This is a genomic window from Rummeliibacillus sp. JY-2-4R, from assembly GCF_053847205.1.
Map to the genome: position 1 here is coordinate 577707 of NZ_CM132623.1, position 15964 is coordinate 593670.

At 35.0% G+C, this 15964-nt stretch carries 15 protein-coding genes; 12 read left to right on the plus strand and 3 right to left on the minus strand.

Going from position 1 to position 15964, the window contains the following annotated elements:
- Window position 1 precedes the first annotated feature (1 nt).
- Both ACWV26_RS02735 and ACWV26_RS02740 read right to left on the minus strand, forming a co-directional pair.
- Entirely contained in the window at window positions 2-262 is a 261-nt protein-coding gene (locus ACWV26_RS02735) for a hypothetical protein (protein ID WP_455896847.1), read from the minus strand.
- 23 nt (window positions 263-285) lie between these two features.
- Window positions 286-1182, minus strand: a complete 897-nt coding sequence (locus ACWV26_RS02740; RefSeq protein ID WP_455896848.1) for an alpha/beta fold hydrolase — start codon at window positions 1180-1182, stop codon at window positions 286-288.
- Between the two features lie 177 nt (window positions 1183-1359).
- Here ACWV26_RS02740 and ACWV26_RS02745 point away from each other — a divergent pair, with 177 nt between their 5' ends.
- The gene (locus ACWV26_RS02745) at window positions 1360-3165 is read left to right on the plus strand and encodes a V4R domain-containing protein (RefSeq protein WP_455898161.1); all 1806 of its coding nucleotides are present in this window, start codon (window positions 1360-1362) and stop codon (window positions 3163-3165) included.
- A 477-nt stretch (window positions 3166-3642) separates the two neighbouring features.
- Here ACWV26_RS02745 and ACWV26_RS02750 read toward each other — a convergent pair whose 3' ends face one another.
- Window positions 3643-4932, minus strand: a complete 1290-nt coding sequence (locus ACWV26_RS02750; RefSeq protein WP_455896849.1) for an MFS transporter — start codon at window positions 4930-4932, stop codon at window positions 3643-3645.
- Window positions 4933-5531: 599 nt separating this feature from the next.
- Here ACWV26_RS02750 and ACWV26_RS02755 point away from each other — a divergent pair.
- From ACWV26_RS02755 to ACWV26_RS02805, 11 genes are all read left to right on the plus strand, one after another.
- Window positions 5532-6005 (plus strand): flavin reductase family protein, encoded by a 474-nt coding sequence (locus ACWV26_RS02755; protein WP_455896850.1) that lies wholly within the window; start codon window positions 5532-5534, stop codon window positions 6003-6005.
- Between the two features lie 12 nt (window positions 6006-6017).
- Complete coding sequence (locus tag ACWV26_RS02760) at window positions 6018-6812, plus strand: 2-keto-4-pentenoate hydratase (protein ID WP_455896851.1); 795 nt, start codon at window positions 6018-6020, stop codon at window positions 6810-6812.
- On the plus strand, window positions 6809-7696 hold the full coding sequence (locus ACWV26_RS02765; protein ID WP_455896852.1) for an acetaldehyde dehydrogenase (acetylating): 888 nt from the start codon (window positions 6809-6811) through the stop codon (window positions 7694-7696). The genes ACWV26_RS02760 and ACWV26_RS02765 overlap by 4 nt, the downstream gene beginning before the upstream one ends.
- Window positions 7693-8685 carry a 4-hydroxy-2-oxovalerate aldolase gene (gene dmpG, locus ACWV26_RS02770; RefSeq protein ID WP_455896853.1) on the plus strand — a complete coding sequence of 331 codons (993 nt, stop codon included), beginning with the start codon at window positions 7693-7695 and terminating at the stop codon, window positions 8683-8685. The genes ACWV26_RS02765 and dmpG overlap by 4 nt, the downstream gene beginning before the upstream one ends.
- A 22-nt stretch (window positions 8686-8707) precedes the next feature.
- The gene (locus tag ACWV26_RS02775) at window positions 8708-9496 is read left to right on the plus strand and encodes an adenylyltransferase/cytidyltransferase family protein (RefSeq protein ID WP_455896854.1); all 789 of its coding nucleotides are present in this window, start codon (window positions 8708-8710) and stop codon (window positions 9494-9496) included.
- A 333-nt stretch (window positions 9497-9829) separates the two neighbouring features.
- Entirely contained in the window at window positions 9830-11296 is a 1467-nt protein-coding gene (locus ACWV26_RS02780; protein WP_455896855.1) for an immunoglobulin-like domain-containing protein, read from the plus strand.
- A 56-nt stretch (window positions 11297-11352) separates the two neighbouring features.
- Window positions 11353-11934 carry a hypothetical protein gene (locus ACWV26_RS02785; protein WP_455896856.1) on the plus strand — a complete coding sequence of 194 codons (582 nt, stop codon included), beginning with the start codon at window positions 11353-11355 and terminating at the stop codon, window positions 11932-11934.
- A 388-nt stretch (window positions 11935-12322) separates the two neighbouring features.
- Window positions 12323-12883, plus strand: a complete 561-nt coding sequence (locus ACWV26_RS02790) for a hypothetical protein (RefSeq protein ID WP_455896857.1) — start codon at window positions 12323-12325, stop codon at window positions 12881-12883.
- Between the two features lie 258 nt (window positions 12884-13141).
- Window positions 13142-14398, plus strand: coding sequence for a serine hydrolase (locus tag ACWV26_RS02795; RefSeq protein ID WP_455896858.1), 1257 nt, complete (start codon window positions 13142-13144; stop codon window positions 14396-14398).
- Between the two features lie 177 nt (window positions 14399-14575).
- Window positions 14576-15235 (plus strand): PdaC/SigV domain-containing protein, encoded by a 660-nt coding sequence (locus ACWV26_RS02800; RefSeq protein ID WP_455896859.1) that lies wholly within the window; start codon window positions 14576-14578, stop codon window positions 15233-15235.
- A gap of 265 nt (window positions 15236-15500) precedes the next feature.
- A complete protein-coding gene (locus tag ACWV26_RS02805; RefSeq protein WP_455896860.1) occupies window positions 15501-15893 on the plus strand; it encodes a DoxX family protein in 393 nt (130 codons plus the stop codon).
- Window positions 15894-15964 lie beyond the last annotated feature (71 nt).

A 15964-nucleotide genomic window follows, 5' to 3' on the forward strand; every position in this document is an offset into this window, starting at 1 on the left:
ATCATCCCTTCCAAATTAATGTTTGGTAATAATTTCTCAAACTTTTAAGCTGTATCAACTGGTGCAACAGTAAATCAAGTTGAGGATAGTCAAACTCTTTCGATAAAATTAAACGATGAATCTTCTCCTCACGAATTATTTCCGCAATGCGTGGAGAAGTTGTCGAATTACAATCAGATTCTAACACTGCAACTTCACCGATTCGATTTGCTTTTTGCATAATTTCTTCAAAAGGCATTTTATTTTCAACCACTGTAACCATTTAACCATCCCTTAAAAAATAGTCTATTGTGCTGAAACTGCTTGAACGTTTTCCGTTGCTAAAAAATCGCTGACAAGTTTGTTTACGATTTCTGGTTGGTCAGTTTGTGCTTGGTGACCGCAGTTTTCGATATATTCAAATTGAATGTTTGGCAATAATTTCTCAAGTTTATATCCTGTCTCAACTGGTGCAACAGTATCTTGGTTGCCCCAAATGAATAGGCCTGGAATCTTCAATTTTGGTAGTGCATCTTTAATGCAATAACGATCCCAAAGCTTTGGTTCTTCATTCATTCTTGCTAGATAAGCGTCGAATGCTTGATTGGATTCTTTTATGCCCGGGCGAGTTGCTGCCTGATGACGTAGTTGAATTAGTTCTTCAGGAATGACTGTGTCTTCACTTGAATTACGGTACATAAACTTGCGTAATGATTCTTCTGTATAGTCATAACCAATCACTTCTAAGAATGAACGTAGTTTTCTTTCAGGTACTTCTTGCATCGCCTGATAAACGGTATTACTGCCGATGTAAACAACTTTATTCACTTTTTCAGGATGGTCGATTGCATATTTAGCTGCAACGTAAGCACCTTGTGAGTTCCCGACAAGTGATACTTCATCTAGACATAATGCTTCAATGAAATCATGTACATGATCCACTAAGCTTTGATGACCATTTACTGGCCATGCTTGAGGGCGTGCATCTGTGAAGCCCATTGATAGTTGGTCTACTGCATATGCTCGGAATCCAGCTTTTGCTAACGCAGGTAACATAAAGCGCCAACCTGCTGCGCCGCAAGCTCCAGGTCCTGCACCGTGTAGTAATATGACAGCTGGTCCTTCTGTTCCAGCCCACGAATAATGTGTACGTACACCATTTGCTAAAACGTAACTATTATGAAATCCTTCAAAAATTGTCATTTTTTTGCCCCCTTGTGCTGATTGGTTAATCTTTATGTTCTGAGTATAACGTTTAAAGGTTTTGAACATCATAGCGATTTTTATTGAAATAATGATAAGAATCTTTAAAATTTATTGAAAATTCATTCCTATTTATGTAACATAGGGAATTAGAAAATCAAAGGGGATGTGATTTTGATGAATCAAGTTGCATTTAATTCTGGCGAAGCCCAAAATATTTTAATGTCTGCAAATGCTTTCCAGACATTAAAAAGTAATTTAGTGAACAACATTGGTTCTCATAAAACGAAAGGCTTTTTATTTCGATTTGGTAAACAGTTTGGGATGGAATCAGCAGCAAAAAACAAGCTCCAAAATACAGTAAATCCTGTCGGTAAAAGCCATTCGCGCTTAGGTCACGTAAAAGATGTTATTTTCATGGGGGAAATTGTGCGTCATACGGATGGCACGATTGAATGCATCGATACGTGGGGGCAATGGGTAGAGTCATTCGAAGCGGCGATGCATCTTAAGAATTACGGTTTATCTGAAGAATGTGTTTGTCATATGTTATGTGGCTTTGCGAGTGGTGCATTGTCATATGAGTTTGGCGAATCCATTATTGCCATTGAGCACAAATGCGTCGCAAAAGGTGATCCTTGTTGCGAGTTTGAAGTGCGTTTGGAGCACGATTGGCTTGAGGAAGAGGAGGAGCTAATTTCTCTTTATCAAAACGACAATATTTTGTCTGAACTAGAAATGACATACGATGCACTTTTGCATCATAAGCAAATGCTTGAAAAAATTTCAATATTTCAGGGTCAGCTCACACAAAAAGTAACAGACAAGCATTCATTAGACGAAATTGTGCAGACTGCTTATGATCTTTTGAACATTCCAATTTTGATAGAGGATATTCACGAAAATCCATTAAGTCAAATTGGTTTAACGGAAGAGCAGCAGCTAGAAATCAAAAGAGATACTGAGAAACTATTACGTTTTGACAATAAGCACAACGTTTCACATTACAAAGGTGATCGATATTGGAAGTTGACAGCTCCTGTTCTAATTAATAAAAAAAATTATGCCACATGCTCTTTTTTTTACTTTGATGAAGAGCGTCTAGATGAAAACGACCACTTATTTTTAGAGAGTATTTCGACGGTCGTGGCATTATGTATTTTATACGAGGAGGCACATTTTGAAGAGCAACAACGTATGCGCAGCTCGCTATTAGAACGCTTAATTCATAATCAGAATATTAAAGATATCGAATCTTACTATAAATTTTTACCCTTTAAGTTTCAGCCACCGTTTTCTACAGGTATTATTAGTGTGAAAAAGAAAAAGAAGAATAATGAAATTATTGACATTCATGAACAACTAACACAGCTATCAAAATTAGCAAAAAAGTGGGAATTGCCTTGTATTTTTGCGGTACTCGGGGAGGAAATCGCGCTCCTTAATCCACAAAATAGCAATAAGGAGCAAGGCTGGAAAAATAAAATGATGAAAATTTTCCAAGGATTAGAGAAGCAAAACAGCAATTATGCCTATTCGGTTGGAATCAGCGGAACATTTAGCAACTTTAAAGAATTCGAACGTTCGCTAAATGAGGCACGTATCGCACAACGTTTTCCAAACCAAAAACTAATTACAGATTACGAGGATTTAGGACTGCTAGGTGATATCGTCAAGAATATGAGTATTGAACAGCTACATGAAATGGCAAAAAAGACGTTAAAAGACTTATACGATTTTGATGACCCACGTAAAAAGGAATTGCTATACACACTTTACGTCTATTTACTAAATAGCCAACGCTTAAAAGAAACGACAGAAGAGATGATGTTATCCATCGGCGGTGTTCAATACCGTATAAAGCAAGTGGAAGAGAAACTTCAAGTTTCACTAAAGGATGCATCAGCAGCAGCCTATATTTTATTAGTTATTCAGGCACTTATATTATCAAATAGTTTAAGTTTTGAAGAATTTGCTAATTAGAAAGAGTCTATTTCTAGAGATAAAATTTCTAAGTCATGCTCCCGATGAATGAGGGAGCATTTTACTTGCGCTTTTCTAGGATTTACTTGTGTTTTTTAGTGGTTTATTTGCGAAATATGGATCAATACTTGCGTTTTTTTGAATTGTATTTGCATTTTCAACAATTTAAGTCACCCTGACCATGATTTTTTTATATATAAAAACTATTAAAATCTAAACTTAGTCATGCTCCCGATATATGAGGGAGCAATTTATTACTTGCACTTTTCAAGGGTTTACTTGCATTTTTAAGTAGTTTATTTGCAAAAAATGGATCAATACTTGCGTTTTTTCGAATTGTATTTGCGTTTTCGACAATTTAAGTCACAATAACAATGATTTTCTTATATAAAGTTAAGCAAAACAAAAAAAGACTATAAACAAACTCATTTTTAGAGCTTGTCTATAGTCGATTAGCTTGTCTTTAGGATAAATTGATTAATCTATTGCCACACCTAGATTCATTTCTTCTTCAGCATTACGATTTGCCTCGTCTTTTTCAGTTGCAGCTATTTTAGATTTACGTGTAGCAAATAACACGATGGTAGTTATAACGTATAAGCTAACGATAATTAACACCCCTGAATTGAAGCCAGCTCGTACGTCATTACCTGCAAGTGTAATTAAATAACCAGTAATCCATGGACCGATTATGCCCGCCATACTTGCTACAGATAACGAAATTCCAGATATACTGCCTACTAAGTTTTTCGGAATCATCAACGTTTGAATCGCAGCGTTTAGCGGTAATAGACTTGTGTTCATAACTAAACCTATCCCTAAGAAAATACATGCTAACACTGGTGAAGATACAATTGTTGTCATTGCATAAGAGGCAGCACCAACAAGTAATACTGTAACTAATACACGATCGTAAGACTTGACAAGGCTTTTATTTTTCTTGAATAAGATGTCTGTAAATTTACCTGCAAAAATCGCAAAAACTGTACCTGTGATACCCATTCCAGCAAATATTAAGCTCATACTTTTGGGTTCAAGACCAACGATTTTCGTTAAGTAAGTTGGTGCCCATGTAAGAACCCAAACGGTAATCCACATGGATACGAAGCCGATCACTAAAATTGACAATACATGAGGAGTAAATAATACTTTTAAAATATGTTTGAACGGTACTTCCTTGTTTGAAGCTAAAGTTTTTACATCTTCAACTAGTGGTTGCTTTGGCTCGTCCCTCATAAAGAAGAATAAGAGTGCCCACGCAAGACTTGCTACCCCTAACATGGCGAAAGTATGTTGCCAACCTAAATTGGTAATACCCGCAACAATCAGTGGTGCCGCTAAGTACGTACCAACTGTTGTACCAGAGGTCATAATCGCTGTAGCGAGACCACGTTGTGCACTAGTGAACCAACGTGCAAGGTGGACTAGGCACAAACCAAGCGTACCTCCCTCGAAGAAACCTAAAACAGCACGTAGTAAAATCAATTGTGGCAACGTATCTACAAAATAAGCACTTGCTAATGATAATGTCCATCCAGTAGCAATCATCATTAATAAATATTTTGAGTTGAAGCGATACGTTAATGTACCCAAAGCAATACTTCCAACAGCGTATGCAGCAAAGAAGCTACTTCCTACTAAACCAAACTGATCGTAGGATAAATGTAGTTCCTTCATGATTGGCTCTGCGGCTAAACCTAAAACCGATTTATCCGTATAGTTTAAAACAGATATTAAAAATAGAAATCCTAATACAACCCAACGCATAAAAGACCCCCTTGTATACCGTAATTTTCCATCCACTTTGTTTCTCAAAAAAGGATAATCACTTTCAATAGACTTAAGAAACATGTCCGCTTTCGTACATCTTAAATAGTTTGATTTTTCGGAAAACTATCAAGACAATTGTACGACTCTTTTTTCTACAAGACATCTGTTAGCGTTTTCAAAATGTACCGTTGGATCACTTTTCACCCCCATTCGTGTTTGCAAGAAACAGCGTTCATTTCAAGCGTTATTGAAAAAACAGTAGTGTTTTGAAGAAAAATTCGATAATACGAATCTTCCATGAACAGAATTCTATTTGAAAAAAAGAGGATTGACAAGAAAAAATTAGGACGGAAAAGTAGCTCATGTTTGAAATGTGAAAAAAGATAAAATGAAATTCCTATCAAAAAACCAAGATTATTCACAGTAGAAAATATTGATAAATCTATGTTTTTTTTAAAAGATTCACACAAAATTCAAATTAATTTTTAACATAAACTTTATTGATTATTTCTGAATTTTCAATAAAAAATGCAATGATATTTTTAAATCGACTCATATATCATGTAATTATTCAGTAAACGAATGGAGGAATTGGGATGGATGATCGGTTGTTTAGAGATGCAATGGGGAAATTTGCTACAGGTGTAACAGTTCTTTTAACAGAAAACGAAGGAGAAACACATGGAATGACAGCAAACGGTTTCATGTCCGTATCATTGGATCCAAAGCTTGTTGTCATTTCTATTGGACATAAAGCAAAATTTTTAGAGAAAGTTTCACAATCAAAAAAATATACAGTCAATATTTTAGCGGAAGATCAAGAGCATTATTCGCGTCATTTCGCTGGGAAGCCTGGTGAATTAGTAGAATTCGAGACATTAGCTGAGCTACCAGTATTAAAAGGGGCTATTGCTCAAATTGCATGTGAAGTCGTATCCGAACATGTTGAAGGTGACCATACATTATTCATTGGTAAAGTAGTAGATTTACATCTTGAAGATAAAAATCCGTTATTGTTCTTCGGTGGTAAATATCATCAATTAGCTCACTTAGAAAGTATTGAGTCATAAAGGGGAATGTCTATGAGTATTCAAAAAATGGCTGAAGCATTGCTTGAAGCAGAACAGTCGAAAAAGCCAATCGCACCATTAACTGAAACCAATGAAAGTATGACTGCAGCTGATGCATATGCCGTGCAATTAGCGCAAATTCGTCAAAAGATGGACGCGGGAGCGACCGTAAAAGGTCTAAAAATTGGATTAACAAGTAAGGCAATGCAAGAGATGCTGAATGTCTATACACCAGACTATGGCTTTATTTTAGATACGATGGTATATGACGAGGTAGAAGATTTACCAACTGAGCCGTTTATTCAACCAAAAGTAGAGTTTGAAATTGCTTTTGTGTTCAATAAAGAGCTAATGGGCCCAAATGTGACAGTAAAAGATGTCATCGATGCTACTGCCTATGTTGTACCCGCAATAGAAATAATTGATAGTCGTATCGAGGATTGGAACATAAAATTTGAAGATACAGTGGCAGATAACGGTTCTTCAGCAGGTGCGATTCTAGGTAAGAAACGCACACCACTTAAAGATATTGAAGACATTACAACTATTCCAATGATCGTAAAGAAAAATGGCGAATTTTTGGATGAAGCAACAAGCTCGGCAGTGTTAGGTAATCCACTTAATGCAGTTGTTTGGCTAGCAAATGAAGTGAGTGTTTATGACATTTCGATCAAGCCAGGCATGTTTGTGTTATCAGGAGCACTATCAAAAGCTGTACTCTTCGAAGCTGGCGATGAGTTCGAGGCTGACTTCGGTATACTCGGAAAAGTAAGCGTTAACATTTTGAAGGAAGTGGTGAAAAAATGACAAAGCTTAAGGTTGGCATTATTGGATCAGGAAATATCGGAACGGATTTAATGTATAAAATTGAGCGCAGCCCAGTACTAGAAATGAGTGTTATGGTCGGCATTGACCCGAACTCTGATGGTTTAAAACGTGCAAAAGGTCGCGGTTATGAAGTTATTTCAAATGGAATCGACGGCTTAATGGAACGCCTTGATTTAGTTGATATCGTATTTGATGCAACAAGTGCATATGCACATAAGCGGAATAGCGATTTATTAACAGAGGCAGGTAAAAAAGTAATTGACCTAACACCTGCAGCAATCGGACCCTTTACTGTTCCACCGGTCAATTTAAAAGAGCATATCACAAAATCAAATGTGAATATGGTTACATGCGGCGGCCAGGCAACGATTCCGATGATTCATGCAATAAATCGTGTTGTGCCTGTAGATTATGCTGAAATTGTGGCAACAATTGCTAGTCTTTCTGCTGGTCCTGGTACTCGTGCAAATATCGATGAATTCACAAGTACAACATCGAAAGCAATCGAAGTTGTAGGCGGTGCGAAAAAAGGGAAAGCCATCATCATATTAAACCCTGCAGAGCCACCAATAATTATGCGTGATACAATCCATGCCTTAGTTGAAGAAGAAGGACATGAAGAAGCAATATCGAAGTCACTTCAGGATATGTTAGCGGAAGTGCAGGCTTACGTACCAGGTTATACATTTAAAGCAGAACCCATTTTCGAAGGCAAAAAAGTATCTGTATTTATAGAAGTAAATGGTGCAGCAGACTATTTACCGTCATACGCTGGGAACTTAGATATTATGACGGCAGCTGCCGTGCAAGTTGGCAATGAAATGGCGCGTCACCTACAGCGCGAGAAGGAGGTCATCTCATGACATTAAATATTCTAGATGTATCATTACGAGACGGAAGTCACTCAGTACGTCATATGTTTACAGAGGAACAAGTACATGCAGCAGCAAAAGGTTTAAATGCTGCGGGTGTCCGCTATTTTGAAGTATCACACGGAGATGGCTTAGGTGGCTCTTCCTTACAATACGGTTTGTCGGGAACTGACGAATTAAAACTTATTGAAGCTGCTGTATCTGAATGTACAACTTCAGAAGTATCCGTGTTACTAATCCCTGGAATCGGAACAAAACAAGATTTAGAAAATGCAGCGAAATTAGGAGCAAAAATGGTTCGTGTAGCAACGCATGTAACAGAAGCTGATGTGGCTGCACAACATATTGAGCTAGCTCGTAATCTTGGCATGAAAACAGTTGGATTTTTAATGATGAGCCATATGGCATCCGCTGACAAAATTGTGGAACAAGCAAAATTATTTGAAAGTTACGGAGCTGAAATCGTTTATGTAACAGATTCTGCTGGTGCAATGATACCAAAGGATGTAACAGAGCGAATTACAGCACTGAAACAAACGATACAATGCGAAATCGGCTTCCATGCGCATAACAATTTATCATTGGCAATGGCAAATACAATTGCTGCAGTAGAAGCTGGAGCAACTTATATTGATGGCAGTATGCGTGCATTAGGTGCTGGCGCTGGGAATACACAAACAGAAGTTATGGTCGCTGTCTTAGAACGATTAGGTTATGAAACAGGGATCGATTTATATAAATTAATGGATACAGCAAATGAAGTGATTGCGCCACTCATGCAACAATCACAAGAAATAACTGGTGGCAGCTTAACTTTAGGTTATGCAGGAGTGTACTCAAGCTTTTTATTACATGCACAAAAGGCTGCCAAACAATTCGGTGTCGATGAACGTGACCTTTTAGTGAAAATTGGGCAAATGAAGGCTGTTGGTGGACAAGAAGATTTAATTTATGAAGTAGCACAAACGTTAGCACGATAAAAGGAGAAGGAGAGGATCTCAAATGTTGGTAATCTATGTGAATGCTGATAACTTACAAGACATTAAACAATCTTGTCCGAATGTAGCAATGGCACTTGGTTATTTTGATGGTGTGCATTTAGGGCACCAAAAAGTAATTCAAACAGCTAAAGAAAAGGCAAAAGCACAAAATTTATCACTAGCGGTTCTCTCTTTTTTCCCGCATCCTAAAAGTGTGTTATTTCCTGACAGAGAAGTTTCCTATTTAGAACCACTAGAACAGAAGATTGAAAAGTTAGAAAAGCTTGATGTAGACATTTTTTATATCGTAGAGTTTACAAAGGAATTAGCAAAAGTAGAAGCAAACGATTTTTTAGATGAGTATATTATCGGTTTGCATGCAAAGGAAATTATTTGCGGCTTCGACTACACATATGGTGCAAAAGCAAGTGGTACTGTTAGAACACTAGCAGTTTATGCGGCCACACAGCAAGTAGGCCTAACTGTTGTCGAGGAACTAAAGTGGAATAATCAAAAAATTAGTTCAACTTTGATTCGAGAACACTTAACAGAACGAAAGCTTAGTGAATTACCAAGTTTATTGGGAGGCTTTTATAAAACCAAGTATTGTCAAAAAAATGGTTTATTACCGAACTATTCGTTACCCAATGTAGGTAGTTATAAAGTATTGATTGAAAACCATCATTCTTATATTGAGTGTGTCGCTACGGTTAAGTGTAAAAAACATATACAGATTCATCATGAAATGTCCGCACTACCTGATTTATTAACGATACAATGGGTTGATCAATTAGAAACAATAACAAACTAATTTTTTAGCTTTTTAATGGACGCTATGGCTTTAGCGGATGTGACCAAAGAACGTTGTTATGAATTACTGAATGATTATGCAGTTTAGTTACAACGTTAAGGATTTCATCGAGGTAAAATTTTAATCAAATCAACTACTAAAAGAATCAAACAAAAATGTAGGATTGAATTCTGTATATAAACAGGAATCAATCCTTTTTTTAATCAGCAATATTTTTATATTTTACATATTACCTGCAAAAATTTTATTAATTTCCATAAAATTAAGGAATGTGATTCAAAATTCATATTATATATAGTACTATATGTTTATATATATAATGGAGGGAAAATAATGAAGATATTGCAAAAAGCTTTTTATGGACTTTTATTTATGTTGATCCTCATGGTCGGCATTGCAACGCCAAAAGCTGAGGCAGCAGAGGGGGTTGTTCTTCCGTCTGTAAATGAAAATCTATCTTATTATACGTTACAAGGGATTTTAGGAGATACACCATATCATACCAACGCTCTAGTAGAGAACAATAAGATTATTGACTTGATGACAGGGAATACTTTAAAGGAATTTGACGGTTATTATTACACGTCAGCAGTAAATCAAGATGGATCTATTTTTGCGTTTGGAAATTATAGTAATCTAACTATTTCTGATGGATTTAATGAAAAAGAGTATAACTTAAGAGAATTAACGGATGACTATGTAGACTTAGATTATTATAAAACAACTGATGGCTATTATTCACTTGATAGTTTCATTCCGAATGAAGATATTGTGTTGTTATCTTCTAAAACGAATTTAGTAGCATTTAATGTAAAAACAGGTCGAGTTGAGTATACAGTTGGCTTATCAAATTCTAACCATATTATCGCAACACCTTCTAATATTTTCTCAATATCAGATAACCAAATTAATGTCTATGATACTAAGGGGAATTATTTAGATGTTATTGTACCTGAAGGAACGATACAAACTGCTATTGTATCACCAGATTACACCAAATTATATGTAGCAACGACCGATAAGCAAATTAAGGTGTATGGCTTAACTTCTAATTTTGATGAGGTTTCTTTAAAATCAAATGCCTTTTATGTAGGGGATTATCCAGTAAGTCAAATGCATATTGATACAACAGGAAAATATTTGGCTACAACTTCAGAAAATATAGGTTTCAGATTATACGAAGTAAATACTGGATTACGCATTTACACACAAGAAGATGGGAATAGAGGCCCTTCATACGTAATGCCTAATGGTAAATTCCTTCTTATTGGTAACGAGCTATATAATGGTAAGAATTTAAATAAGTATGTGAAAGCTATTAAACTATCTACAAAGCTAGAAACGCTGGAAGTTGGAACGTCTTATACACCTGCAATTTTAGCCACTTTAGCAGACGGTACAACTCAAACCATTTCAACTGGCGTAAAACTTCAATCAAGTAGCTTACAAATCGCTTATTTTGATAAATACAAAAATAAACTTATGGCTACTAAAAAAGGTACAACCACAATTCGCGCAAGTTACTTAGGGTTTAATGTAGATAAGAAAATAAAAGTCGTAGATACAAAAAAACCTATCATCAAAGGAGCAAAAAACAAAACCATTTATCAATGGAGCTATTTTGGCATACGGAACGGCATCACAGCCTACGATGGGAACATTAATCTAACAAACAAGATTAAAATAACAGGTAAAGTAAACACAGCAAAACCTGGCACATATAAAATTACCTATTCTGTTTTAGACGGAGCAGGACATAAAACAACGAAAACCATTTCAGTGAAAGTGAAGAAATGGTAATGTAGGTGCGGTTGCTGTACAAGAAATTATCCAAAAACCGAAAATGAGGGATATGCTTGAAAAAGATAATAGTGACTATATTTAGTTTTGCTCTTCTTTTTACTACTTACTTTGTAAGCGAGGGTATAGCACATGCAAAAATAAATCAATCAGAAAAATGGAATAATCAAAAGATACTTTCTAAAAATGATCAAAAGAAATTGCTAGCACGTTACGAAATTTCTGGTGGTAGCGCGACCTATTATGCTCATAAAAACTTATATAAAGGTTTATTCAACGAACGCTATTTATTTAAATTTGAACCAAATTCTTATGCATGGCATAATGAAGATTATTTAAAATATGATGTGAAATTAAAGTCATCAAATAAAATTATGTTAAAAAAGATTAAAGTGACTGTCGGCAAAAAAAGTAAAACTATAAATTTACATTATCCAAGTTACTATGATGGGTTTGCAAGTGCAGAAGCTGGAAAGAGTAATGAGATGCAAGCATTCTTAAAAAAGAACATTCGCATGTCGAAAAAAGCAACAGTAACGTATTATACAAAAACTAAGAAAATAACAAAGACTTTAAATGCTAAGCAAAAAGAAGTTATTTTGGATAATATCACGTTACACACAAAAGTATTGCATTAAAACTAATTTGAAATATTTACCGAAGTGAATACCTGTACATATAGGTTTTCAGTATGTAACTTTTCCAAGTAAATATTTAGTAAAAATAAATCATATCAAAAAATACCCTGTATTAACTTGTTAATGCAGGGTATTTTTGTATGTACATATAATTAATTTAACATATATTTTTGTTTATTTCGCATGGATAAGGGAAGAGAAAAATAATAGGACGGGGACTAAATAGGCTTTAAAATCAGCTTTTAAATTAGAAAAAAAGTTATCTGGAAGAATCAGCTTATACCCAAAACTATACCTTGAGTCATAAAGATAACTATCCTAATTAAGCTTCTAATCTGTAAATGTATTGAGTAAATATTTGAAATAATTCTATCAAAGGAGTGAATACATGAAAAACGTAGTAAAATTCCTAACCGTACTCATGTTGTTGATCAGTATTTTTCCTATAGGAAATGAATCAAATGCTCAAGCAGCAAACAGCCTATCCTATAATCAAGTAAAAAAATATCAACCCAATAGCAAAAAGGTATCCTTTGTTTATCAACAATATGGCAATGGAATAACAAAAAAGGCAACACTTAAATACAATAAGGCAGTGGATGGATGGATTTCGAACAAAACGGATGTCATGCCTAATCTGGGATACAACATAGACAAAAAAAGATATCTAGTTGGTGCACCTAGCTCTGACTTCATTTACACGATGTTCGAAGTACCAATCAAAAAGGGAAATGTATATAAATTAAAAGATTTCGATGGAAGAGTGAATATCTATACAAAAGTAATAAGTACGCAGCAAACTGTAAAAGTCAAAGCGGGTACATACAAAAATTGTATTGTCATTAAAGACCAACTAAGTGGCGCGCATTATTATTTTGCTAAAAATGTTGGATTACTATTAATCAAATCAGGCAGCTCTCGTTTTGAACTTGCGAAAGTAATAAAATAATTTAAAATGCCAACTGGTAGTAATTTGAGACTACTAGTTGGCTTTATTTTGTATTGGGTAGAGGCCGAATCGCGTTGCGACAAGAATTTATCCATGCAAAGCAAAGCACTATCCACGTTAAAAATGAGTAAATCCATGGCATCAAGCCGTTTATCCACGCTTAGGGAAAATAAATCCACGCCGCTAAAAGTTAAGTCTCCCAAAACACATGGTTATATATAGTTCTAGACACTCATATCAATAATTGGGAGGTCTAGAATGAGAAAACAAAGAAAAATTTTTATCGTAGGAATACTTATGATGTTTGCTGTCTTGCTTTTCCAACCCCTTGGGCAAACTTCAGCGGTTGCAAAGGAATCCTTCAACGATAGTCTTTCAAAAGAATTAAATAATTATATAAAAAAGACGGGTGGCGATATTGCCATCGAGTACAACGATTTAGCAACGAATGAAACATTCAAAATGAAAAGTACAAAAGGATATATGGCCGCAAGCACGATTAAACTGCCACTTGCTTTGTATGTGATTGAACTAGCAGACAAGAAAAAATTGAATCTCAGCCAAAAACTAACCTATAAAAGTTACCATTATGTAGGCGGAAGTGGTGTCATTCAATATCAAAAGGTAGGCACCAAATACACCATCAAAGATCTCGTTCATAAAGCAATGAAATATAGTGATAATATTGCCTTTAATATGTTAAAAGAAAGAGTGGGAGAAACGAATTTTGTTAAGTATATGCGGAATTTAGGGGCAAGCAATAGTACACCAAATGCTCTTCGATATACATCTACCCATGATTTAGTGATTTACGCGAATCGGTTATATCAATATAGTAAAACAAGCAAAAATGGAAAAATGATAGTAGATTATTTGCAACATACTATTTATAACAGTGCAATACCTGCTGGAATCAAAGGGGGAAAAATATCACATAAAGTTGGCATGATGCCTATTTATAAAGTATCGCATGACTATGGAATTGTGTATGGAGAGGATCCCTATATACTTGCTGTGATGACAAAAGGATTTACATACGAACGATCCAACCATGTAATTGCAGGGATTGCCTCAATTGTGAATAAGCATCATCAAAAGAAATTGAAATACATTAAAACTTCAAAAGATACCGTAGTTTATAAATCGCAAGACGGAAAGACGATTATCGCTACGCTAAAAAAGGGAGAAATATTCCGATTCAAAACCATGACAAACAGTAAATGGCTAGGCATCCAAATAGGGAGCACAACAGGCTATATAAAGAATGATCAGGTTACAAAATATACGAAATCGCCAAAAGAAATAAACCATACAAATCGAGTGATGAATGGCGCCGTTATGACAATTGCCGAAGCAAATGTACTGGATAACGGCTCAACAAAAGCAACAACGTTTGCCACAATCAGCAAAGGTACGCGCATTTCAGTAGCAAAAGTTAACAAAACATACTATTGTACAACTTTTGGCACCCGTGTTGGCTATATCAAAGCTTCAGATCTCAAGACTGCGAAGTAATAGGATGATTACACATTCATAGTGTTAAAAAGATGGTATAAATTTTGTGCCATCTTTTTTTATTTTCAGTGTGGAATAAAAATACGAATACATAGGTATTTAAGTCATAGTTAGAAATAATGCATAAGTTATATAAATATGCTGTACACTATGCGAAAAGTGACGAGAGGTGAGTCAATGAAAAAGTACTTAGTATTGATTATTAGTGTATTTACGATGTGTTTATTTCTTTCAACAGGAATATCAGAAATAAAGGCACATTCATCTGAACCTAAAATAACCATTAAAAAATATAAGAATAACAAACATTACCAATATGCTGCTATAAGTGGTCTAAAGTATAAAGCTGCCAATGCAAGGATGCTAGCCTATACGAAACAAGTTTATAAAGATAATGAAAAACTTCAGCAACAGCTAAAAACTGATATAGAAAAGGGCTATGTCCCAACGGATATGGAATATTGGTCTATTGTAAGTTGTGAGAAAAAGTATAACAAAAAGTCAAAAGTAAGCATCTTATGTGTTAACTATACGTACACGGGAGGAGCTCATGGATTAGAAATATCCAAAACATTTAACTTTATCAATGGAAAAAGCACTAGTTTAAAATCAGCTTTCAAATCTGAAAAAAGCTATGCTGAAGGCAAAGCGTATGCCAAAAACTATATTTTGAAACATAAAGACAAATATCCTTTTGCTGATCAAACGACAACAATTGCGGGGCATTCATTTTATTGGACGACTGATGGTCTTAAAGTTATATTCGAGCCTTATGAAGTCAATGCCTATGCCTATGGATTTCAGTATGTAACAGTGCCGAGTAAATATTTGAAGTAGGGTAGTTACCACAAAATAGTCTGTATTAATCTATTTAGGTTAATAGAGGCTATTTTTTTATTAAATTTAATTGTGCAGATGAAAATTTGAGTCATGGAAATCTCCTATCAGACATCAATTTATAGATCAAATTGAAGAAGCAAATTAAGAACCTACAATTCTCAACATATCCAAAAATAAAAAATACTTACTTGACGTAACTAGATTCTGATTATATACTTAGTTACGAAAAGTAAGTAATAAAACATTTTTGGAGGAAAAATTAATGAAGAATTATGAATTAGGGACATTTATTTTACGTGTAGTGTTAGGGATTACCTTTTTAACTCACGGAATCTTAAAATTTAGTGCAGGTATCGCAGGCACAGCAGGTTGGTTTAGCAGCATTGGATTACCTGGATTTTTAGCATATATCGTTGCTATTATTGAACTTGTTGGTGGTTTAGCAATGATTCTTGGAATTGGTACACGTATCGTGGCAGTATTATTTGCAATTGTAATGGTAGGTGCTATCTTTACAGTGAAACTTTCTATTGGATTTGTAGGTAATGGACCAATGGCAGGTTGGGAACTAGATTTAGCATTCTTAGCTACTTCTGTATTTTTAATCCTTAATGGCAGTGGGAAATTTGCATTACTTTCTAAAAAGAACGATTAATTATTGAAATACTCGTAAAGCTGATTAGTGATTTTGCTAATCGGCTTTTTTGATTGAAATTTAAGACCTTT